The organism is Eubacterium coprostanoligenes (genome assembly GCF_900167205.1).
Taxonomy (GTDB): domain Bacteria; phylum Bacillota; class Clostridia; order Oscillospirales; family Acutalibacteraceae; genus Eubacterium_R; species Eubacterium_R coprostanoligenes.
In genome coordinates this window covers 28,899-51,216 of sequence record NZ_FUWW01000004.1, presented here as the reverse complement: position 1 = coordinate 51,216, position 22,318 = coordinate 28,899, and the positions used below count along the sequence as shown (strand labels likewise).

Here is a 22,318-nt window from a genome sequence, read left to right as displayed (position 1 = left end):
GGCTTGTCAAGTAAAAATCAGAACAAAGAAATTTGTGTTGTTTCCGGCAAATCACCGAGAGCACCTGCCGCACGCAATGCATCAACAACCGATTTGCCGACACCCGGCTCGTTTGCAAGGTCATCGGACGCAACGAATCCGTCAGGATTTCGTTGAACAGCGTCGGCAATAGCCTGTGCCGCAGTTTCGCCGATACCGTCAATAGCAGAAAACGGAAGTCGAATTTTTCCGTCCTCGATTTTATAAATTCGCCAATCGGATTTATTGAGGTCAACCGGCAAGAATTCATAGCCACGGGCAAGCATCTCAATTACAATCTGCAAAACGACATATTGAGATTCTTCTTTGGCAGTTGCCTCATTGCCCTTTAGCTTGATTTCGTTCATCTTGCGTTTAACGGCTTCCTTGCCTTGAACAGCCGCAACGGCATCAATTGCACCGCCACGAACGGTGAAGAACGCACTGTAAAACTGAACCGGATAATAAATTTTATACCACGCAATACGAAGTGCGGCAATAACATAAGCTGCAGCGTGAGCTTTAGGGAACATATATTTAATTTTATAGCAGGAATCAATATACCACTGCTCAACGCCGATGGTTTTCATACCCTCCTCATAAGGCGGAAGCTCCTTTGGTGCTTTACCCTTACGGGTGTATTCCATAATTTTGAAGCAATCCTTTTTTGTAAGAGGGGCTTTTTTGCCTGTTTTTCTTTCGTACGCTTCAAGTTTATGGATGAGATAAGTCATAATATCGTCACGACATCCGATAACCTCTGAAATGGTGCAAGTGCCGTTGTCAATAAGTTCCTGCGCATTGCCGAGCCAAACATCCGTGCCGTGTGACAAGCCGGAAATTTGGAGCAAGTCGGCAAATGTTTTTGGCTGTGCCTCTGTGAGCATTCCAACAACAAACGGTGTGCCCATTTCGGGAATTGCAAGCGTACCGGTAGGGTTATCAATATCCTCAGGTGAAACACCAAGCGGAGCACAAGAGGTTATAAGTTCATACAACTTTGGGTCGCTCAAATCAACATCCATAACAGGAATGCCTGTGGAGTCCTCAAGGTATTTATACAGTGTCGGATTATCGTGTCCGAGTTCATCAAGCTTTAAAAGTGTGTCGTGAAGTGAATTCTTAAAGTCGAAGTGAGTTGTGTATGTACCCTTTTTCTCATCATTTGACGGATACTGAATAGGTGTGAAGTCCTCAACCGTGTACTTGTCCGGCACAACAACCATTCCGCCCGGGTGCTGACCTGTTGTTCTTGTAATCTTGCCCTTGTCAATGAGGGTTGCAAGTCGCTCAACCTCGGCTCTTGGAATTGTTGAGAGCATACTGTTGCTTTCGGCAAGATTTTCTTTTGCCTTTTCAACACGCTCGCCTGTATATTTGTCACGCTCACGGAAATAATTGAGAACATATCCGTATGCGGTTTTTTCTGCAATAGTGGACATTGTGCCTGCTTTGAACACATATTCCTTACCAAACAAAGTTTCGGTAAATCTATGGATTTGACCTTGTACCTCACCCGAGAAGTTAAGGTCGATATCAGGCTCTTTATCACCGTCAAAGCCAAGGAATGTTTCAAACGGAATTTCGTGGCCGTCCCGCTTCATCGGTTCGCCACAAACAGGACAATCCTTTTTAGGCAAGTCAAAACCTGAACCGTATTCACCGTTGAGGAAAAATTCGCTGTGCTTACATTTTTTGCAATAATAGTGAGGCGCAAGAGGGTTAACCTCCGATATACCGCCAAAGTGAGCGGCAAGAGAAGAGCCTACAGAACCTCTTGAACCAACCAAATAACCTCGTCTTTCGCTTTCCTCAACAAGACGCTTGGCAATTACATAAAGCACGCCGTATCCGTGAGAAATAATCGAATTAAGTTCTCTTTCAAGACGGGATGCAACATATTCGGGAACAGGGTCACCGTATAGTTCTTTTGCAGTCGCCCAGCACTTTTCGGTAAGTTCGTCATCAGCACCCTCAATGTAAGGCTGATAAGTTCCCGGTGGGATAGGCGGAAGTTTGTCCTGAATCATATCGGCAATCTTGTTTGGATTGTCAACAACAAATTCCTTTGCTCTGTCGCCTGCCCAAGCAAAGTCCTCAAGCATTTCATCAGTTGTTTTAAAGTAAAGAGGTGCTTGATTGTCGGCGTCATCAAATCCCTTTGATGCCATAACAATGGCACGAAGCTTTGAATCTTCAGGGTCGAGAAAATGAACATCTCCCGTTGCAACAACAAGTTTTCCGAGCTTGTCCGCAAGTTCAACAACTTTTTTATTTATATTTATTAGGTCTTCTTCGGTATTTACCCTCCAATAAGGATTGTATTTCTGCTCGCCTCTTTTTGTCGTGATATATTCTTGATCGCTTGTGTGGAGCATAAATTCATTGTTACCGTTTGGCTGAATTTCCAAATAATCATAGAATTCTGCCAATTTCAAGAGTTCGTCATCAGACTTTCCTCTGAGGATAGCCTGAATAATCTCGCCCTGTTCACAAGCAGAACCAATCAAAATATCCTCTCGCTTTTTAGCAAGCATGGTTTTTGGAATAAGCGGACGATTTTTAAAGGTCTTTACATTTGAACTTGAAATAAGTTCGTACAAATTCTTTCTGCCTCGGTGGATGATTCCGTCCTCCGGCTCGTCCATAACAGGTCGCCAATTTTCATCAAGTCGCATAGGCATAGAATTGTCTGCCTTGACAAGAAGAATTATATGATGGCGTTGGAAATCCCTCGACTTCATATTCATAAAATCAGGATAAAGGGTGTCGTCAACCAAATATCCCTCCATACCGAGAATAAGTTTTATGCCCTTTGATTTTGCGGTTGCGTATGCTTCCGGCAAAGCCTGAACAACGCCGTGGTCTGTGATGGCAACGGCTCTGTGACCCCACTTTGCCGCACGCTCAACGAGTTTTGAAACAGGAGTCATACCATCCATTTCAGACATAGAGCTGTGCATATGGAGTTCAACTCTTTTTTCCTCGGCAGTATCCTGCTTTTCAATCTTCTTGATTGACTCGATATGATTCGGCATAATAATATACTCATTTAAATATGTATCGAGTTTGTAAAGACCGCTTATAAGAATTGTTCCCGCCGCTTCAAGATTTTTGATAATCGGGTCAATTATATTTCTTTTTTCAAAGATTTTAACCGACACTGAAGAAGTTTGGTCTGTGATGCAGAAAGTTAAAATACGGGAGTCGCCACGCTTTGTATCACGAACATCAAGGTTGAATATATCGCCCCAAACGGTAACGAAGCCGTCATCAGGTCGGATTTCTTTAATAGGTTTTGGCAAATCCTTAATCGGTCTGCCCATAATCTGCTTGCGTGTGTCGGCATAAAGCGGCAAATCTCCAAGCTGAACATGTGGAACATATTTTTCTTTTTCGGCTTCCTCTTTTGCCTTTTCTGCCGCCTTTGCTTCTGCCGCCTTGCGAACAGCCGACTCCATATCAAATGTTTCAACCTCTAAAAATGAGACATCATCAAGGTCAACACCAAACATATCATATACGGCACGAATAATGTCCTTGTTTACTTCCTGTGCCTCAAGCAATTCTTTTCCGCCGTTTTTGAGGCAAATGGTGAGAATATTATCCTCAATTTCGGCATCCGCATTATCAAAAAATCCATTGACAACGGGATTGAGTGCACCGATTTTTGAAAGCACAACAGGAACAGTTTCCGTACTGAAAAGACTGCTCGGATATTTTATATTAAGTTCAGCATTTTCAAGCTGTAAATTTTTTACAAGTGATTTTTGAATACGCTCAATAACGGAATAATCAACGGTTTTATCAAGGAGCACGCCGAGTTCAAGCCTGCGTGCTTCACGATAAACGGCAAAGCGAGTTATTTCGCCACTGCCGACAATCGCCAAATCGTCACCGTCAATATATTGAGAAAAGTAATCGTATATTTTCGCCATTATAGTTTGTCTATCTCTTTCATCAATTCGTCTAATAATTCATTTTCGGGAACTTTGCGGAGAATTTCGCCTTTTTTGAAAATAAGTCCGCAACCGTCACCGCCTGCAACTCCGATGTCTGCCTCTTTTGCTTCGCCCGGACCGTTAACAATACAGCCCATAACAGCAACGGTAATCGGCTTTTTGCAATCACGAAGTCGCTCTTCAACCTGCTTTGCAAGACCTACAAGGTCAATTCTTGTTCTTCCGCAGGTCGGGCAAGAAACAAGGTACGGACAATCGGTTTTAAGACCTATTGCCTTTAATATATCCTGTGCGGCATAAACCTCTTTCACAGGGTCATCGGTGAGGCTTACACGGATGGTGTCACCTATTCCATGAGTAAGAAGCGAGCCGATGCCAACAGCTGATTTGATGATGCCCATACGCTCTGTGCCCGCCTCTGTTACGCCGAGGTGGAGAGGATAATTGCATTTTTCTGCGGCAAGTTCATAAGCCTTAATCATAGTGTTTACATTTGATGACTTGATTGAAATCACAATGTCATCAAAATCAAATTTTTCAAGAAGTGAAGCGTGATAAAGCGCAGACTCCACCATAGCTTCGGGAGTCGGCGAGCCGTATTTTTCAAGAATATGCTTTTCAAGTGAACCGCTGTTTACACCGATTCTGATCGGAAGTTCCTTTTGTTTGCATATATCGGCAACTGCCTTTACTCTGTCTTCCGAGCCGATATTTCCCGGATTGATACGAATCTTGTCTATTCCTCTTTCGGCAGCACCGATAGCAAGTCTGTAATCGAAATGAATATCTGCAACAAGCGGAACTGTAGTTGCTTTTTTGATAGGCTCAACAAGTGCCAAAGCCTCCTCGTTTGGAATAGCAAAGCGGATAATTTGACATCCTGCCTTTTCAAGTTCAACTGCCTGCTTTACAGAGCCGTCAATATCTGTTGACGGAACATTAAGCATACTTTGCACCAATACAGGGCTGTCGCCACCAAGAAATGTATTGCCTACTTTTATTTTTTTAGAAGTTCTCATAATCTACTCCCTAATATCTAAAACAATTTTGTTATATCCGAAAATGTAACCAAGCACATCAATCCAAGCAAAACAGCAAGACCGACTGCGTTTATCATCCACTCAAATTTTTGTGGAAGCTTTTTCTTGAATATTCCCTCATAAAGAAGGATAAATAATTTCCATCCGTCAAGCGCCGGGAACGGAAACAGATTGAAAAGTCCGATATTTATTGTGAGAAAAGCCATAATCCTAAATGTTGAAGTCAGGCTCATTTTTACTGCACCCGACACAACAGACACAGTGCCGACAGGTCCGCTCATATCCGACAAACCGTATTTTCCTGTAATCAAATCATGAAGGGAGAGAAAAATCATTCTGCAAAATGACATAAACTGTCTGCCTGTTTCCCTCAAAACATTTGGCACTGTTTTTTCAACACCATAAAGGTAAAAATCCATATCAATATAGTTTTTACCGTCAATCTTTTGTGTGTTGAATTTTGCATTAACGGTCTTTGTTTTGCCGTCACGCTTAATCAAAAACTCAACCTCACCGTCAGCACTTCTTGAAAAACCTGTTGTGATGTCGGTTGTTGTGTAAACACGCATACCGTCAATGGCTAAAATTCTGTCATTCTGCTCCAAATAAGCATTCGACACAGCGTCTTTGTCAAAATCGGCAACAACAGGAGTGCCCACAAGTTCCTGCGAACACACCATACCTAAAATGATAAGCACACCTAAAATTAAATTCATTACAGCACCGGCAACCACAACAAACACTCGCTGAATCACCTTTTTGTTGGCAAAAGAATTTTTGTCATCACTCTCGCTGTCCTCGCCCTCCATGGCACAATAGCCACCAAAGAGAATAAGGCGGAGAGTAAACTTGGTGTCGCCTTTTTGAAATTGAAAAAGTTTTGGACCCATACCGATTGAAAACTCATTAACCTTAACTTTCATCATCTTGGCAGCAAAGAAATGTCCTCCCTCGTGCACCAAAATGATGAGTTCAAAGAAAAGAATTGCTATCAATATAGGATAAACGGTTTGCCAAATGTGTGACATTAATCAACGCACTCCAATACATAATCTCTTGCTTTACGGTCAGCTTCAAGCACATCATCAAGAGTAAAATCAGATTTGCTGTCTGCTCGGAGCATAGCCTCATTATTAAGATATGCAATATCCGTAAATTTAATTTTGCCTGCAAGGAAGAGTTTTACGCTTTCCTCGTTTGCACCGTTTGCTGCAGCAGGATGAAGTCCGCCCTTTTCGATTGCGTCCTTGCAAACATTGATGCACTTGAAAGTGTCATAATCAGGCTCAAAGAATGTGAGTTTGCCATAATCCGCAAGTGAAAGTTCGCCAACAGGACTTTCCACTCTTTCGGGATATGTGAGTGCGTACTGAATAGGAATACGCATATCAGGCACGCCGAGTTGTGCAATCATCGAATTGTCACGATAAACAATAGCCGAGTGAACAACCGACTCTCTGTGCACAACGATTTCTATATCGTCATTTGGCATATCAAACAGCCACTTTGCCTCGATAAATTCAAGACCTTTGTTCATCATTGTAGCACTGTCGATGGTGATTTTTGCGCCCATATCCCAATTAGGGTGTTTGAGTGCATCGGCAGGAGTGACATTTTCAAGTTCGCTTAAAGTCTTGCCGAAAAACGGTCCGCCCGATGCCGTGAGTATAATCTTTTTTATTGCCTCCTTGTTCGGTGAGCCTTGCATAGCCTGAAAAATCGCTGAATGCTCGCTGTCAACAGGAAGGATTGAAACACCGTTTTTCTTTGCAAGATTTGTCACCAAATGACCGCCGGCAACAAGTGTTTCTTTATTTGCAAGAGCAATGGTTTTCTTTGCCTTGATAGCCTCCAAAGTCGGTTGAAGTCCAACCATACCGACAACGGAATTAAGCACGGTATCCGCACCGTCATATGTTGCACATTCAATAAGACCGTCCATACCGCAAACAACCTTTGTGTCGGTGTCTGCGATTTTTGATTTAAGTTCCTTTGCCGAGTCCTCGTTCATCATACAAACAAGTTCAGGCTTAAACTCTCTGATTTGCTGTTCGATAACATCAACACGAGAGTTGGCTGTTAGGCATTTTATGTTATATCCTTGAAGTCTTGCAACATCAAGTGACTGAGTACCGATTGAACCGGTTGAACCCAAAAGTGAAATATTTTTTGTCATATCAATTACCTGCTAAATTTGTTTATCTTACGGCATTGTTGAAAATCTCAACCACACAATATGTAAGCGGAATTGAGAAAAGTGACGAGTCAAATCTATCCATTACACCGCCGTGACCCGGGAAGATTTTGCCAAAGTCCTTAACATCAAAGTTACGCTTAAGCACAGACGCCGAGAGGTCGCCCATCATGCTCAAAAATGCAACAAACGGCTCTGCAATAAGAAGTGTTGTAACCAAATTTTTGTTGAGCGGAGAATAAGCAAGTTTATTGAACAAAAGCATTGCAAAGATGTTGAGCACAAACGATGTGCAAATTCCGCAAAGAGCACCCTCTTTTGTCTTTTTTGGAGAGATGTGAGGTGCCATTTTGTGCTTGCCGAATGCCATACCGCCGAGCTGTGCGCCTGTATCTGTTCCAAGAGCGGCAATAAGACCGTAGAAAATGAGATAAACACCAAGCTGTGCTCTGTAGCCATACATATCACGAAGCATAGCAAACATCGAAAAACCGTACGGAACGGCAATTGAAGCAACAATGCTGATTGCAACATCCTCAAACTTTGTGTGTTCATAATCAAAAATCATTGCAAGGAAAAACGCAATAATAATCAAAAAGATGAACGCAAGAGACGGGACTGTTGAAATAAAACTGCCCCACTTTTCCTCGCTTATCCAAGGAGACATAATGCTGTCGCTTGATGTAAACGGGATGATTGCACCGACTGCCGTGCCAAAAATAACAATAAATTTGTTTGAAACCTTTGCACATTTCATAATTTCATTGGATGCAACTGCTGACAAAAATGCAATTACAATAATGAACAGCGGTGTATATATTTGCCAAACAACAACTGCAAGAAGTGCCAATAGCACGCCTGCTGTAATAAGTCTTTGCTTCATTTTGTTAACCTCCGAATCTGCGATTTCTGTTTTGGAAATCGGTAAGTGCCTTATACAAATCGTTCACAGTGAAATCAGGCCACAAAACATCACTGTACCAAAACTCGCTGTATGCAGCCTGCCAAAGCAAGAAGTTTGAAAGTCTTTGTTCACCTGACGGGCGAATAATCAAATCACAATCAGGTGCAGTGTAGACATTATTACTTATATCATCCTCGGTAATTTTTGTTTTACCTTCTGCAATAAGTTTATTAACCGCACTGACAATTTCTTCTCTGCCGCCGTAATTAACGGCAAGAATAATCTCGCAGCCTGTATTATTCTTTGTTTCTTCTTCAGCCTCGTCCATAAGAGTAAGCAGTTCATCAGAAACGCCCTCTCTGACACCGATAAAGCGAAGTCTGTTATTTTCGGCAGCGGTTATATCGTCTTTTGCCTCAAGAAGATACTGCTTGAACAGGCACATAATTGCGTCTACTTCTTCTTTAGGTCTTTTCCAATTTTCTGTTGAAAAAGCATAAAAAGTGGCTGATTTTATACCAAGTCTGCCACATTCCTTTGATATTGTGCGGAATGTTTCGGCACCTTCTTTATGACCTGCCGTGCGAGGAAGTCCACGCTTTTTTGCCCATCTGCCGTTGCCGTCCATAATGATGCCGACATGCTCGGGAAGAACATCAAAATGCGGTCTTTCAAGAGTGGTACTGTTTTCTTTTTTTGAAAAAAGAGCCATATTTTTGTCTCCTTAAAAAAGTGTTATAGGGCGAAGCAAACGCATCGCCCACACATAATGATAATTCAAAATTAGATAGAAAGGATTTCTTCCTCTTTCTTCTTTGTCATTTCTTCAACATTTTTGATGTACTTATCTGTAAGATCCTGAAGTTTCTTTTCACCGTCTTTTTGCTCATCCTCGGTGATTTCGTTTGCTTTCTTGAGTTTCTTTACATCGTCCATTGAATCACGGCGAACATTACGGATAGCAACCTTTGCTTCCTCGCCACGCTTTGATACATCCTTTACAAGAGTCTTTCTGTGTTCCTCTGTGAGCTGAGGGAAAGTAAGACGGATAACCTTGCCGTCATTTTGAGGATTGATGCCGATTTCAGCAACATTGATTGCCTTTTCGATTTCTTTAAGCATTGAAGCGTCCCATGGTTGAATTACAAGCATTCTTGGTTCAGGAACGGAAACAGCTGCCATTTGGTCAACCTTTGTCGGAGTGCCATAGTAATCTACCATAACATTATTGAGAACATTTGGATTGGCTCTGCCTGCTCTGATTGTTGAAAAATCTCTGTCAAGAGAGTCAAGACATTTTTCCATTCTCTCTGTTGTTTTTGCAAAAATTGTATCCATAGTTAAATACCTCTCTTATGTGAATAATAATTATTGATTGTTGCTGACTGTTGTGCCGATTTTTTCACCGGATACAACACGCATAATATTGTCAGGGTCGTTAAGATTGAAAACGATAATTGGCATATCGTTGTCCTTGCAAAGTGAAAATGCAGTTGAATCCATAACCTTAAGGTCACGAGTGATTACCTCTTGGAATGTTATATTGTCAAACTTAACCGCATCATCAAACTTGTTAGGGTCTTTATCGTAAACACCGTCAACATTTGTTGCCTTGAGCAAAGCATCAGCGTTGATTTCGACACTGCGAAGTGCTGCGGCTGTGTCTGTTGAGAAAAACGGTGAGCCTGTGCCACAACCAAAAATCACGATTCTGCCTTTTTCGAAGTGACGAATAGCCTTGTTGCGAATATATGGCTCTGCGATTTGACGCATCTCAATTGCTGTTTGAACTCTTACATCAGCACCGAGTTGTTCAAGTGCATCACAAAGTGCAAGTGAATTCATAGCAGTTGCAAGCATTCCGATATGGTCTGCTCTTGCACGATCCATATGTTCGCTTGTTCTGCCTCTCCAGAAGTTGCCTCCGCCGACAACAATGCCAACCTCAACTCCCTCGTCTGCCACTTTTTTTACTGCCTTGCAAATGCTCAATACGGTATCGTTATCAATACCCTTTCCTGCGGCGCCTGCAAGAACCTCACCGCTGAGCTTTAACAAAATTCTTTTATATGCTATACCCATATAAAAAATCCTCCGTTGTATATTTTCTTATATATAATAATATAAATTACTCTTAAAGTAAAGAGATATAAATAAAATTTTATAATTACAAATCTGTAACAACAAAAAGAAGCCGTAAAAACAGCTTCTTTTAGACTGTCGATAAAGCTCCTGAAGCACACCAATAAAATAAACTAACCGCTTATTGCCTCCCTTGTGTAAAGAGTGTGGGTCTCCTGTGGAGACCTCTGCATTTTAATGCAGAAGCACCGACCGAACCGGCAGGTGAGACGGTGGCAACACGAAGTGTTGACGAAGGGATTGTAAAAGTGCCGCAAACATCGAATTTGCGGCACTTTTGGTGTTTTTCGTTTTTTGCTCAGTCGAAAGAAAAAGGCTTCCAAAAAATCCGTGGATTTTTTGGAAAGAGGAAAAACATATGTAGTATACTTACAAAACTATGTTTTGTTCTATACGGAATATGTTTTGACGAGGTACATCTTCCTTTGCAAGAAAACGAAATTCAGAACCTTTCTCAACAGCCTACAGCGTGTCGAAAGCACTTTTTCGACACGCTAAAAGGAGCTGTGAAAACAGCTCCTTTTGAATTTAATTATTTGTTGAATCACCTGCGTTTTGGTCTGTTTGTTCAGGATTTTGAGCCTGTTCAGCTTTGTATTGCTCATAGTCTTTGCTTAAGAAATACATAATTGCATAGTCTTTTGCATTGATGATTCCATCGTTGTTTACATCAAGATAGGTTGAATAATCAACCGCTGTTCTTTCAGACGGAGCAGTATTATAGTATCCCCTATCCCACATTTCGAACAACGCTTTTCCGTTCTTCGCTTCCATCATACGGCAGTGCTTGCAGGAATAAATCGCACTGAAAGGCTCAACCTTTAATTTGTCGTTAACCGCCAATTCAGTAGGTTCTTCATACAAACGAACAAGTTGAAATTCGTGACCTAACGGAGCACCTTGAGTGTTGCCTGTTGTTTGGTTACAAATTGTGCAAGTATCAACAAAAATTTCGCCCACAAGGCAGGTAGCTTCCGAAATAACACGATGATTATAATAGCCTTTTACCCATTCTTTATGAACAACTGAAGCAGTTTGTTTTTGACCGCAACGAGTACAAGTCGGAGTTGAAAGCACATGACCCGGCTTATCGGCAATTGGTGCTTCGATATTTTCAAATTTATGACCGAGAGGCTCTATTACATAATCATATTCCACACCGCAAACAAAGCAAGTTGTGTGTCCGGCTCCTGCATTTTCGCAATCCGCATTCTTGATAATCTCATTATTCATAATATCAGGCGAATGTCCTGTTGCAGGAAGAACATCGGTTTTTGATGCCGAGCAACGAGAGCATTTGAAAGTTTGCGAACCGGCTTCGGTACATGTCGGATTAACAGTTAATTCTTTTTGGACGACATAACTATGACCTAATGCAGGCACTTCGGAATCTTTCTTTGTAGCATCGCACACTGAACACTTATAGTTAGTTTGACCCTTTGTTGTGCAAGTTGGTTCAACCTGTTCGGTCACTTCCCAAGTGTGTCCGCCGTTTGAAGGAAGTGTAATTGTTCTTGTTTCGCCACAAATATCGCATTTGTCACGCCTGTAACCGTCTGTTGTGCAAGTTGGTTTTGCCAAAACATTAGGTGTATATTGACCCTCAACCCAAGCAGTATGATTTGTTTGAACGACCTGCTCACCGCAAACAGAGCAAGCATATGTTGAATAAATATGACCGTCTGTTTCGGTTTTATCCTCAACCTTTACAGGATTTTGTGTATCTAATGTGTGACCGGTTTTTGCAATAGCTTCGGTTACATCCTTGTCACAAACAGAGCAATGTCCTGTTCTTGAGCCCTCTTCTACGCAGTTTGGCTCTTTTGTAACAGTCCAATTTTCAACTTTGTGACCGGCTTTTTTAACAGCATTTCTTTGAACAACGCCACATCCGTCAACCGTACAAGTATAAGTTTCCACACCGGGAACAGTGCAGGTTGCGGTATTGGTGTAGGTGTACTTTCCATCCACCCAAATATATTTTTTGATTGTTCCACTGTCCTCTGCCTCAACATGAGTGAGTTTTACATCCTCATAATTACAGGTTCTGCACTTTTCATACTGACGAATATGACCGTCAACAGCAGTGTCATCACTTGTTGAAATTATCTCAAAATCATGACCCGTTGCAGGAATTGCAACATCAGGGTTGATAACAGTATTGCAATCATCGCAATACACATCCTGCAATCCTGCTTCCGTGCAAGTTGCAGGCTTTTTAACATTGATGTGTGTATGCTCGTGTTTGCAAGTGTCAAGAGAAGCAAACTCGTACTTCTTTTCATTGGCAAAAGTTTCGGCAGTTGAGCCAGGATAGCCATGAACGGTGAACTTTTGATTGCCCTTGATTCCCGCATTATCAAAAGGATTGCCCACAGTTCCCGTAACACCTAAACTAAGAACTTCTGAAATTTTACAATTTCTGTTGTAGAAATATGCGTTGGTCAAGAAATAACAGTTTGCAAAAGCACGAGCTCCGATTTCTGTTATTTGTTCCGGGAAAGAGATTTCTTTGAAATAGGTATTGAAGAAAGACCATTCGCTGACCTTCTTTAAACTTGGACCCCAATCAACTTTTGCAAGTTTTGTGCAATTATAAAAACACTCTATCGAAAGTTCCGTCAATCCGGCGCCGATAGTAACTTCGGTTAATCCCTCACATCCGACAAAAGCACCTGCCCCCAATGAGGTAACGCTGTCCGGCAGAACAACCTTTTTAAGCGAAGTACAGCCACGGAATGCAGCAATACCGATGCTTTGCAATTTGCTTGGGAAATTGATTTCCGTAAGTTTTTTACAATCACGAAACGCACCAAATGATAAGCCGTTTGTTCCGGCAGCACCGCCTGTTACACCACCGCCATTAATAGTTGTGACTGATTCAGGCAACGAAACAGAAGTAAGATTTTCACAATTATAAAAAGCATATTTTCCGACAGATGTTACGCCGTTTTCAATAACAACTTTTTTTATATCAGGCTTATAATCCAGCCAAGGCGGTTGCTTACTTGTAATAGAGCCATCGCCAAAATCAAACATTTCGCCTGTGCCTGAAATAGTAAGAACTCCTGTTGATTTATCAAATGAATGAGTCAATCTTGAACCGGGTTCTTTTTCGGTTTTTGCGCCAACGGGCATTACCGAAAGAAAAGTTGTAAGACAAAGTACTACCGAAAGTATCAGCGAAAATATCCTCTTTCCGTTTTTTCTCATATAAATCACCAATCTTTATACAAACTTATACATATTTATTTTATCACAAAATTTCAATTCTTTGTAGGGACAATATTCAACAAAAAAAGGCTATCCGCTTTGTGCAGATAGCCAAAAATATATAGTGTTATTTCCAAGGATATTTCTTTTGGAGTTGAACAAATTCGTTGTAGTCCTTGGCAAAATGAAATTCTTTTTGCAAATCGGAGAAGAAATAAAGGTAATCGGTTTGCGGATAATTAACAACCGCATCAACAATGTCCGAACCGCTGTTTGAAATAGGTCCTGCCGGGAGTCCCGGGCAACGATAGGTATAATACGCATCGTATACTTTTTGCGAAAATCCGTAGTCATCACGCAAGTCACGGGCATAGAAATATGTTACATCTGATTGGAGTTTTGAACCTTTTTTGAGTCTGTTCATAAAGACAGACGCAATGTTCTTTGCGGAGTTTTGACCGAGTGCTTCCTCCTGCACAACAGATACAAGAGTGATGAGTTCAAACATGGACATATCGTTTTCCGTGCAGAACTTTTCCATATCATCGGTTATGCGATAATCAAACGCATCAAGCATTTGCTCGGCAATGTCCCTCGGCTCGCTATTCATAGCAAAATCGTAGGTTGCGGGGAATAAAAAGCCCTCCAATTTGTATGCAATCAGGTCGGAATCGGGAACGGTTTTAAGGAAATCATAATCAAATCCCTCTGTTGATTTGCACACTTCAAGGAAGTCGGAAGCCTTGCAAATTCCGTTCTTTTCAAGAATGTCGGCAATCTGCATAGCGTTTGTTCCCTCCGGAATACAAACCTTAACAGCCTTGTGAGAAATATCGGGATTTTGCAATTTTTCGGCAATTTCCTCATAACTCATTGAAGCTGTCATATTATACTCGCCGTTGATATATTCAAAATCCGGATAATGATTGCTCATCCAATTTGTCCACACAATATCGGAACAAACCATCTTGTTGTTTGCCAATTTTTGACCAACCTCATACTCAAAATCTGACTTTTGAATAACAAGAGTGTAGGTGTCGTTGCTTTGATTTTTGCCGTTTATATCATCGGTAATTTTGGTGTAAAAATAAAATACAGCCGTAGCCAAAATTATTAAAATAAGAGCAATTGCAAGTATTGCCGGGAGTGCGGATTTTTTTCGCTTTGCCATTTTTATCCTCCGAATGATTATTTATTCTACTGTTACATCATACAATCCAAGCAGTAGATTTGTCAAGGCTGAATTATATCTTTTATTCGTTTGAACACATTTCTTGATTCGGGCAAAAATTTTAACATTTGAAAATCATGGAACATATTTTCGTAATCCAAAAGATAAGTTTCTACGCCCTCGGATTTAAGTTTTTCATATGCTGTAAAGCTGTCGCTTTGTCCTAAATCGGCAGAACCGCAAACCAATATCGTTTTTGGAAAATCGGCAAAACTTCCAAAGCAAGGTGACAAATAAGGATTGTATAAATCTTCGCCCTGTGCATAAAGCGTTATCCTATGAATCTTATCTTTCGCATCTTCATACGAAATTCTTTTTGGAATACCGTAAAACGGATCACGATGGCAATTTTCTTTATATGACGAACCCGAGTTTGACATATCACCCCAAAATGAAAAGAGAATAACAGCACCTGGCAAAGGCTTTGCATTATCCCGTAACTTCATACAAAGCGACACTGCCATATTTGCGCCACAACTATCACCTATTACAACAATATTATTTGCATTTTCATTTTTAATAACGCTCAAATAACAATTATAAACATCATCAAGCGGTATCGGAAATCTAACATCGGGATACACTCTGTAATCAACATTATAGACGGTTGCATTATTGAATAACCTACTGTAATAAACGGATTATCTACGATAAAAATCCGTAAGTTTCACCTTAAAACTACCGCCGTGAATATGAAAAATCGCTTTTTTGACACATTTTTATTCGGTGATATTTTTTCAAGATAACATTCTCCGCATTTTATCCTTTCTGTTTTGAACCCAATCGGATGAAAATATGATTTTTTATTATTCGTTTTATTTGCAAGAGTGTTGGAGCGTGTTGCACTTTTTTCATATTTTGAATGACAAACAAAGCACAAAACACTTGTTACAATCTTTGATGTTAACGATTGTTTCATTTTAGTCCTCGGTTCAAAATTTTGAAAGAATTTTTATACAAAAACAAGCAAGAAAAAACATTTCTCCACCAACCAAAATGATGCGGTGTGTATCTATAATACTTTTCTGCTTCCTGCACTAAAGCCAAATATCCAATGCCAAATGCAAAGCGAATCATTTCTTCTTTTGAACAGTTCACCGTGCTTTTTGCAATTTTATTATAGGCAGATAAAGTCGTTTCTTTTTTATCTAACATTTTATCGAATTCTAAATTTGCAAAGTCAAAGATACAATCACCCCAAAAAGTTCTTTCGGGGTCAATAATAATTAACTTTAAGCTGTCTTCGTTTTTCACGCATAAAATATTACCGTACCATAAATCGAAATTCACCATAGACGCAGGAACATTTTTTAATATATCCTTATATTTTTCTACGTAAAACAACAACTTCTTACCTCGCTTTGTATGCCTGCCTGTTCTTTCTATATCTTTAATTAAATTTTCTATCATACTTTTCAACGCAAGATACCAATTATCATATAATCCATTTTGCAAATAGCCGAATTTATCATTTGACACCTTATGGAATTTTGCCGTTATTCTCGCTATTTCTTCGTTACACCAACGCTGTTCTTCTGCTGACAACTTGGCGTTATTTAACTGTTCGCCGTCCATTCTTTCCATTATAAAATAATCCGACGGAAAAGCAGTGTGCGAAAAATCTTTGTAATAAACATACGGAACTTTAACATCGGTATGTGTTCTGACTTGTGCGTACCAAAACACTTCACCTCTCATCATATCCTGTTCATATGTGAGTATTCCTGTTTTATCAAGCGGAGAAACTTTCAACACATATTTTCCCATATCGGTAACAACATCAAAAACAGCATTATATTCACCGTCACCCAACTTACTGTAGCTTTTCACTTTGCCCAAGCAAGCATTATCAAACATTATTTGAATTTGCTCTGCCGAAACATCAGGTTTTGTCCTGCTGATCATACGAACACCTCCTCGTGTATAACTCTATGTTATCGTCCGTCACAGCACTTTAATATAAATATTCCGATATTTATATAATAATTCCTTGAATATTTAAAAATTGTATGATAATGTATAATCGGTGATTAAAATGAGCAAATATAAAATCAACATATTGGACGAAAGCCATATTTTTGAAGAACGTGAAAACGGAATAACACATAGTCCGTATAAGACCGAAATTGAATTCTTATCCGCTGTGAAAAAAGGCAGTCGCACAGATGTCAAAAATTTAATAAACGATATAGAAAAAAACGGCATAAACATTGGCAAGATGTCTGCTGACGACATAAGACAAATGCAATATTGGGCAGTTGCGGTATTTACTTTGATGACAAGAGCAGCTATTGAAGGCGGGTTGGACGAAACGACTGCTTACAATTATTCCGACAACTGTATTATGACTATTGACAAATTTACAAAAACAGATGAAATTGTAAGTTTTATAATTCAAAGCAGCATAAAACTTACTGATATGGTTGCAGAAAGCAGAGAAAACAGCGTGTATCCACAGCCAATAAGAAAGTGCCTGCACTACATCAACACTAATTTGCACGAAAAATTAGACATTTCAACACTTGCAAGCGAATGCGGATTATCCGACGATTATCTTTCTTTTCTGTTCAAAAAGAATTTGGGAGTAAATCTTTCAAAATACATAAGAAGCCAACGACTTCAAGCCTCAAAAGAAATGCTCAAAGGTAATTATACAATATCCGACATTGCATATTATTTAGGCTTTTGTTCCGAAAGTTATTTTATATCATGCTTCAAAAAAGAATTTGGCAAAACTCCCAAAAAATTCCGAAATCAATTATAACAATATTAAAATTTGAAGCAAACCAACAAAAAACAGCCATTTCTTTTATCGTTAGAAATGACTGCTTTGTTATATAGCTGTACCAATATTTATATTTTGAAAAGGAGTAATTGCTTTATTGCATTAATTTTTCACAGGTGTTCCCCATTCGCCGTATTGCTCACTTGCCTTTGGAGGCAAATTGCTTTTTTCAGTTGTATTTTGATTAGAGCTGTAGGATATGGTAGTTTGTGGCTTTTTTGTTGTATCTAAAGCCTTATCTGTGTTTTCGGTATTGTATAAATCACTGCTTTTTAAATTATTTTTATTATCACCGGAATTATTTTTTGATGAATTATAGTCTGACTCATAGCTATTATCGTCCTCGTCCTCCTCAAGCCCATAGCCTTCAGCTGTATTCTCTTCGGAGACAGGTATATGTGAGGTAGTGTTATTCGAGGTACTGCCGTTGTTATTATCATTTTTGCAGCCTAACAAAACGGCACCGAATAATACTATTATTGTCGAGATAATGATGATTGACTTTTTAATATGTGTTATCATCCTCTTCAAAAGAAAAACCGCTTGTTGTAATAATAGCAGATGAAATATCGAAGGTCTCAATATCAATTTCCGGTGATTTATATTCTTTTTTCATATTTCATCCTCCTTTCGCAAATATAAATTATTCGTTATTATTTTCTGCTTCCTCAATTAAGGAATTATAAGATATCAAAGCATTAGAATAATTTGAAATCGATTGGCTTAAATTGGCATTTTCAGATGTATCGGCAGAGGCTATTGAGTTATAGCTGTTAGAAACTACATTTGAAAAATAAACGTTTCCGTCACTGTCCTTTACATAAAATGCGACATAAGTATTTTTATCAAAATCAAGCGCTATCATATTTTCGACATAATATATTTCAACAGCATTTTCATCGCTGAGATATACATTATTTTTTGAATATGAGTACATTAGTGAATTCTCGTTATTGAGCAAATCGTCAACGCTGACATTGCTTTCGTCAACAGCCGAGTCCTTATCGGTTAATACAACTGCGCCGTAATCAACAAAATCCGTTACAGCATTATTGTCAACCGTAAATGTATATTTAAGTCCCCATGGCTCAATATTTCTTATGGCTGTTGTTGTCGAAAACTGATATACACCGTCATTTACAGAATTATAGGTCAATCCCTCAACAGCACTCGCTTGTGCATACTTAGTTGACTCGGTAATGCCTAATGACGAAGTGGCAGCATACATATTCTTTATGCTGTTCAACAATTCATTCTGGGCACTGCGAAGCGCTACCTGAGTATCTGGCGGATATGTTGTGTATAAATTACCTGCATTGCTCATATATGTTTCTATACAATTATATAGGCTTCTGTCTTTGACTGTGCTGGTGTATTTTATGCCCTTATATGTATAGTCAAAAACAACCCAAATAGGTGTTTTCATATTAAATATATAGAAATCGTCATAGACTGTGCCAACTCTATTGAACACCTGACCGGTTGCAGTTATTTTATTGTACAGTGCGTTTGAGCTATTTACTGATTTCCCGACCTTTATTGTTTTACTGTTTGATTTTATGCTTGCAGCTGTCGGAGCGCTTTCGCCCAAGGTACCCTTTAGAATATAGATATTATAATCGCTGATATCGGTATTATCCTTTAAGTCTATATAATTACCGTTAAACTTCAACGTTGAATAAGTATAAATTTTCCACGGTTCCTTGAACCTAAAGTTATTGAAATAATTAAACGCAAAGGCAGGTCCTGCATAAAGCTCCGTTACATCATAAATTCTGTCATTATCAAAATCAAAGACATACTCGGCGCCTCTCTCGGTCGGAGAGGTGTACCATGTAGTAACAGACATTGTGTCGCCTGTCGGCTTGACTGCCTTTCTTCCTACTGCAACCTCTTGATAATACTTTCCGTAACGGTTTTCGGCTGATGACTCATAATAGCTGTAATCATCAGGATTGCCTGTTGGAGAGTAATTAAAAACAACAGGTGCAGTTATCTTTTGAAAACGGGCATAATAGGTATTTAGCTTTCCCTCCTCAATAGTAACTGCTATTGAGCTTGATGTGCTTTTCAAGACCTCTTTATATGTTCCGTTCTCCTGCTTTTCTTTGTAATACCAACCTAAGAACATATACTGATTATTATAATCAGGATATGCTCTAAACATAATTTTGTCACCGGCATTTCCGGCAGCATCAACACATTCAACTCTGCTCTCGCCGTTGACGTCCTGATAGTATTCCTTAACATCGCTGTCTCTTAATTGATCGGCAATTAAGGTTTCCTCAACCACTCCGCCGACAGCAGAATTCTCAAATACCTGCGTATCCTCGTTATAGGTCTGAGCCTGTGCTCTGTGAACGAACTTCCAAAGAGCAGTCATTGTCACACCGTGAGATGCGTCTAAAAGCAAATCATCAATTACACTCTCGGAGTCGGAAATTGAAATCATACCTCCGTCCCCGACATTTGGATTATATTTAATGGTATGAACTCCGTCAAGAATAACCTGCTTTCCGTCTCCGCCCATAACACTCCAGCCACAGAATTTGTGCGGACTTGTGCCGTCTGCCTCTGTTTCCCAATTCTCGTTAGGCAACGCGGCGTGAGAAATATATTTTCCCGGTATTGTGATTTCATTACCTAATTCATCAACTGTGGTAGAATAATTGTAATAATATGCAGATGTATCAATATATGTCGGTACGCCGTCAACCTCCTTATCGAACACCTTTTGGAAGTAATTGTCAAATCCTACCAAGTTACCACCGTCAACATTATCAGGAGAGAAATAATATTCCTGACCTCCGTTAGAATCATATAGTACGTACGGAGCCTTCGTATAAATCAAGCTGATAGATACGGGAGCAGTAACAAGAAATCTGTAAAAATACTGCCACTGTGTACTTCCTCCGGACGGATCACTTACGGGTTTTTCTATAAAATATTTCTTTGCAAGCTCATTTATATCATCATCGGTAAGACCTGTTAAGTCGCCTTTATAAAGCTCAACGAATTGTGTAACAGATGTACCGTCAGGATTATTTATTGTTACATAAGCACCTGCAAATGTGCAATCCTTAAGCACTTCATCATTATAAACGGAGGTGTAAACCGTACAATACTGTCCATCAAGAACAACTGAATGTAGGGCGTCACCGCTTGTAATATCATTTTTTATAGTTACATCTGACAGATCGGGATCCTTTACGACTATACTACCGATACCGCCTGCCGTGCTTGATGTTGACATAGGCTGATAAAGGTCAAAATTAATTGAGTCTAAAAGATTTCCGTATGTTATATCGTCAGAAGTTTCTCTTCCTGATGAATATGAGCAAAAAGCAAATAAAGTGTTTGTTTGTCCCTTTGGAACGGTATAGGTGCAGTCATATCCGAGAGAAGAGCTCGCACCCTTCATAATGTCATTAAAGTCGTCTGTTGCATTTGTTCCGTATTTTGACCAGCCGTTTACTGTTTTTTCGGCACTTGTGTTACAATATGGAGATGAGATAACCCATACGCTCCATTCCTGATTTATTTCCTCGGTTTCTACCAAGGAAATATTAGCATCCTCGTCTGCAGACTCGTCAACAAATTTTCCCGATGCTGCGAATGGCTTTGAAAAAACAGTATATTTCTTTGAGCAACCGATTTCAGGATAGTCAACTCCATACTGAGTTTTTAGCCAATTAGTAATTCTTACAAACTGGTCCTGACCTTTTTTTGATGGCTTTGACGGGTCAACAGATTGTTCAGGTCCTATAATAAGCACCATACGATCGGTTCTGTCTCTGCCTCTGTGGTCAAGTCCCCAAGTGTATGTAGAGCCGGAAACGGTATTAATTCTTTGATAAATTGAGCTTTCCTCATCGGCATTAAGCTCTGCGGCAACATCGCCATCTGCAACTTTAAGATATTCTGCATTACTCGGATACTTTTTCTTCGTTACAGTAAAATGAGCACTTGTGCCCTTAAAAAACTCAAACTTGCCCTCGTAGGCTGTGGTATCCCAATATGGTACAGTAGTTTTATTAGGCTGTGTGTAATTATCCTTAAACTTATAGTTTTCTACATTTTCTTCAAATCCGCCGTTTTTGATATGCTTAACAGAATATTTTGTATCGTCAGTAGCTGCATTTACCTCCATCAACCCAAATGTTGAAAAAACCAATGCAAATGACAGTATTAAAGATAAAATTCTTTTTGTTATGTTCACTTTCATTACACCTTTCTTTAAAGCATTTATATATAAAATAAAACTAATTATTAATATAACAAAACTATTAATAAATTTAAAAAAAATATATCATAATTATTTATATAATTCAATGTGAATTTTGACAGAAAAGAAACCAATTTTTACCGATTTTTTTGTCTAATTTTAAGTATTAATGAAGCTGATATAAAGAAAAACAGCCATTTCTTTTAAAGTTAGAAGCGCTCTTTTTTACTATAATATTTGATTTCTAAATTGTTTTGGAGTTTTACCGAATTCTTTTTTGAAGCAAGATATAAAATAGCTCTCCGAGCAAAAGCCAAGATACATTGACTTTTACTTCTTCAACTAATCTTCTTTCGCTTCGTATTCCGTATAGGTATCCGATGAAAAGCATTTTGAAAAGGGTTTCCGTCTCTATTGCAGGTCGCCCATTATTCAAACAGTAATACGGCTTGCATATTTCATTGATAAAGCTGAAATCTATTACCTTATCTATTTTCCTCAGTAAATGATTTTCAGGTACTAAATTTCTATCGTTACAAACTCATATTTTAACTGATTTCCGTTTGATTCCTTTAATATTTTCATCACCCTTTTCTGCTTATAT

Annotated in this window: 15 protein-coding genes and 2 pseudogenes; 1 reads left to right on the top strand and 16 read right to left on the bottom strand. The window is 39.3% G+C overall.

What is annotated here, in order from left to right; genetic code table 11:
* Positions 1-17: 17 nt before the first annotated feature.
* From B5D29_RS02525 to B5D29_RS02465, 12 genes and pseudogenes are all read right to left on the bottom strand, one after another.
* Positions 18-3,956 carry a PolC-type DNA polymerase III gene (locus B5D29_RS02525; RefSeq protein WP_078768009.1) on the bottom strand — a complete coding sequence of 1,313 codons (3,939 nt, stop codon included), beginning with the start codon at positions 3,954-3,956 and terminating at the stop codon, positions 18-20.
* Positions 3,956-4,999 (bottom strand): flavodoxin-dependent (E)-4-hydroxy-3-methylbut-2-enyl-diphosphate synthase, encoded by a 1,044-nt coding sequence (gene ispG, locus B5D29_RS02520; RefSeq protein ID WP_078768008.1) that lies wholly within the window; start codon positions 4,997-4,999, stop codon positions 3,956-3,958. The genes B5D29_RS02525 and ispG overlap by 1 nt, the downstream gene beginning before the upstream one ends.
* A 17-nt stretch (positions 5,000-5,016) precedes the next feature.
* On the bottom strand, positions 5,017-6,048 hold the full coding sequence (locus B5D29_RS02515) for a M50 family metallopeptidase (protein WP_078768007.1): 1,032 nt from the start codon (positions 6,046-6,048) through the stop codon (positions 5,017-5,019).
* Entirely contained in the window at positions 6,048-7,196 is a 1,149-nt protein-coding gene (locus B5D29_RS02510; protein ID WP_078768006.1) for a 1-deoxy-D-xylulose-5-phosphate reductoisomerase, read from the bottom strand. The genes B5D29_RS02515 and B5D29_RS02510 overlap by 1 nt, the downstream gene beginning before the upstream one ends.
* A 22-nt stretch (positions 7,197-7,218) precedes the next feature.
* Entirely contained in the window at positions 7,219-8,097 is an 879-nt protein-coding gene (locus tag B5D29_RS02505) for a phosphatidate cytidylyltransferase (RefSeq protein ID WP_078768005.1), read from the bottom strand.
* Between the two features lie 4 nt (positions 8,098-8,101).
* Positions 8,102-8,830 carry a polyprenyl diphosphate synthase gene (gene uppS / locus B5D29_RS02500; protein WP_078768004.1) on the bottom strand — a complete coding sequence of 243 codons (729 nt, stop codon included), beginning with the start codon at positions 8,828-8,830 and terminating at the stop codon, positions 8,102-8,104.
* 71 nt (positions 8,831-8,901) lie between these two features.
* Entirely contained in the window at positions 8,902-9,456 is a 555-nt protein-coding gene (frr, locus tag B5D29_RS02495) for a ribosome recycling factor (RefSeq protein ID WP_078768003.1), read from the bottom strand.
* Between the two features lie 30 nt (positions 9,457-9,486).
* Positions 9,487-10,200 (bottom strand): UMP kinase, encoded by a 714-nt coding sequence (gene pyrH, locus B5D29_RS02490; RefSeq protein WP_078768002.1) that lies wholly within the window; start codon positions 10,198-10,200, stop codon positions 9,487-9,489.
* Positions 10,201-10,788: 588 nt separating this feature from the next.
* On the bottom strand, positions 10,789-13,473 hold the full coding sequence (locus B5D29_RS02485; protein WP_078768001.1) for a leucine-rich repeat domain-containing protein: 2,685 nt from the start codon (positions 13,471-13,473) through the stop codon (positions 10,789-10,791).
* A gap of 127 nt (positions 13,474-13,600) precedes the next feature.
* Positions 13,601-14,644 (bottom strand): endolytic transglycosylase MltG, encoded by a 1,044-nt coding sequence (mltG, locus tag B5D29_RS02480; protein WP_078768000.1) that lies wholly within the window; start codon positions 14,642-14,644, stop codon positions 13,601-13,603.
* Between the two features lie 62 nt (positions 14,645-14,706).
* Positions 14,707-15,306, bottom strand: a pseudogene (locus tag B5D29_RS02475) (alpha/beta hydrolase fold domain-containing protein); the annotation flags it as partial.
* A 313-nt stretch (positions 15,307-15,619) separates the two neighbouring features.
* Positions 15,620-16,609, bottom strand: coding sequence for a phosphotransferase family protein (locus B5D29_RS02465; RefSeq protein WP_078767997.1), 990 nt, complete (start codon positions 16,607-16,609; stop codon positions 15,620-15,622).
* Between the two features lie 130 nt (positions 16,610-16,739).
* Here B5D29_RS02465 and B5D29_RS02460 point away from each other — a divergent pair, with 130 nt between their 5' ends.
* Positions 16,740-17,468 carry an AraC family transcriptional regulator gene (locus B5D29_RS02460; protein WP_078767996.1) on the top strand — a complete coding sequence of 243 codons (729 nt, stop codon included), beginning with the start codon at positions 16,740-16,742 and terminating at the stop codon, positions 17,466-17,468.
* Positions 17,469-17,591: 123 nt separating this feature from the next.
* Here B5D29_RS02460 and B5D29_RS02455 read toward each other — a convergent pair whose 3' ends face one another.
* The 4 genes and pseudogenes from B5D29_RS02455 to B5D29_RS08770 all read right to left on the bottom strand — a co-directional run.
* Positions 17,592-18,020: a hypothetical protein gene (locus B5D29_RS02455; protein ID WP_143406715.1), complete on the bottom strand. Its 429-nt coding sequence runs from the start codon at positions 18,018-18,020 to the stop codon at positions 17,592-17,594.
* Positions 18,021-18,132: 112 nt separating this feature from the next.
* A complete protein-coding gene (locus tag B5D29_RS02450) occupies positions 18,133-21,708 on the bottom strand; it encodes a hypothetical protein (RefSeq protein WP_078767994.1) in 3,576 nt (1,191 codons plus the stop codon).
* 234 nt (positions 21,709-21,942) lie between these two features.
* Positions 21,943-22,038 carry a helix-turn-helix domain-containing protein gene (locus tag B5D29_RS08890; RefSeq protein WP_078767993.1) on the bottom strand — a complete coding sequence of 32 codons (96 nt, stop codon included), beginning with the start codon at positions 22,036-22,038 and terminating at the stop codon, positions 21,943-21,945.
* Positions 22,028-22,240 (bottom strand): annotated as a pseudogene (locus B5D29_RS08770) (transposase); the annotation flags it as partial. The gene B5D29_RS08890 and the pseudogene B5D29_RS08770, both read right to left, overlap by 11 nt.
* Positions 22,241-22,318: the final 78 nt, after the last annotated feature.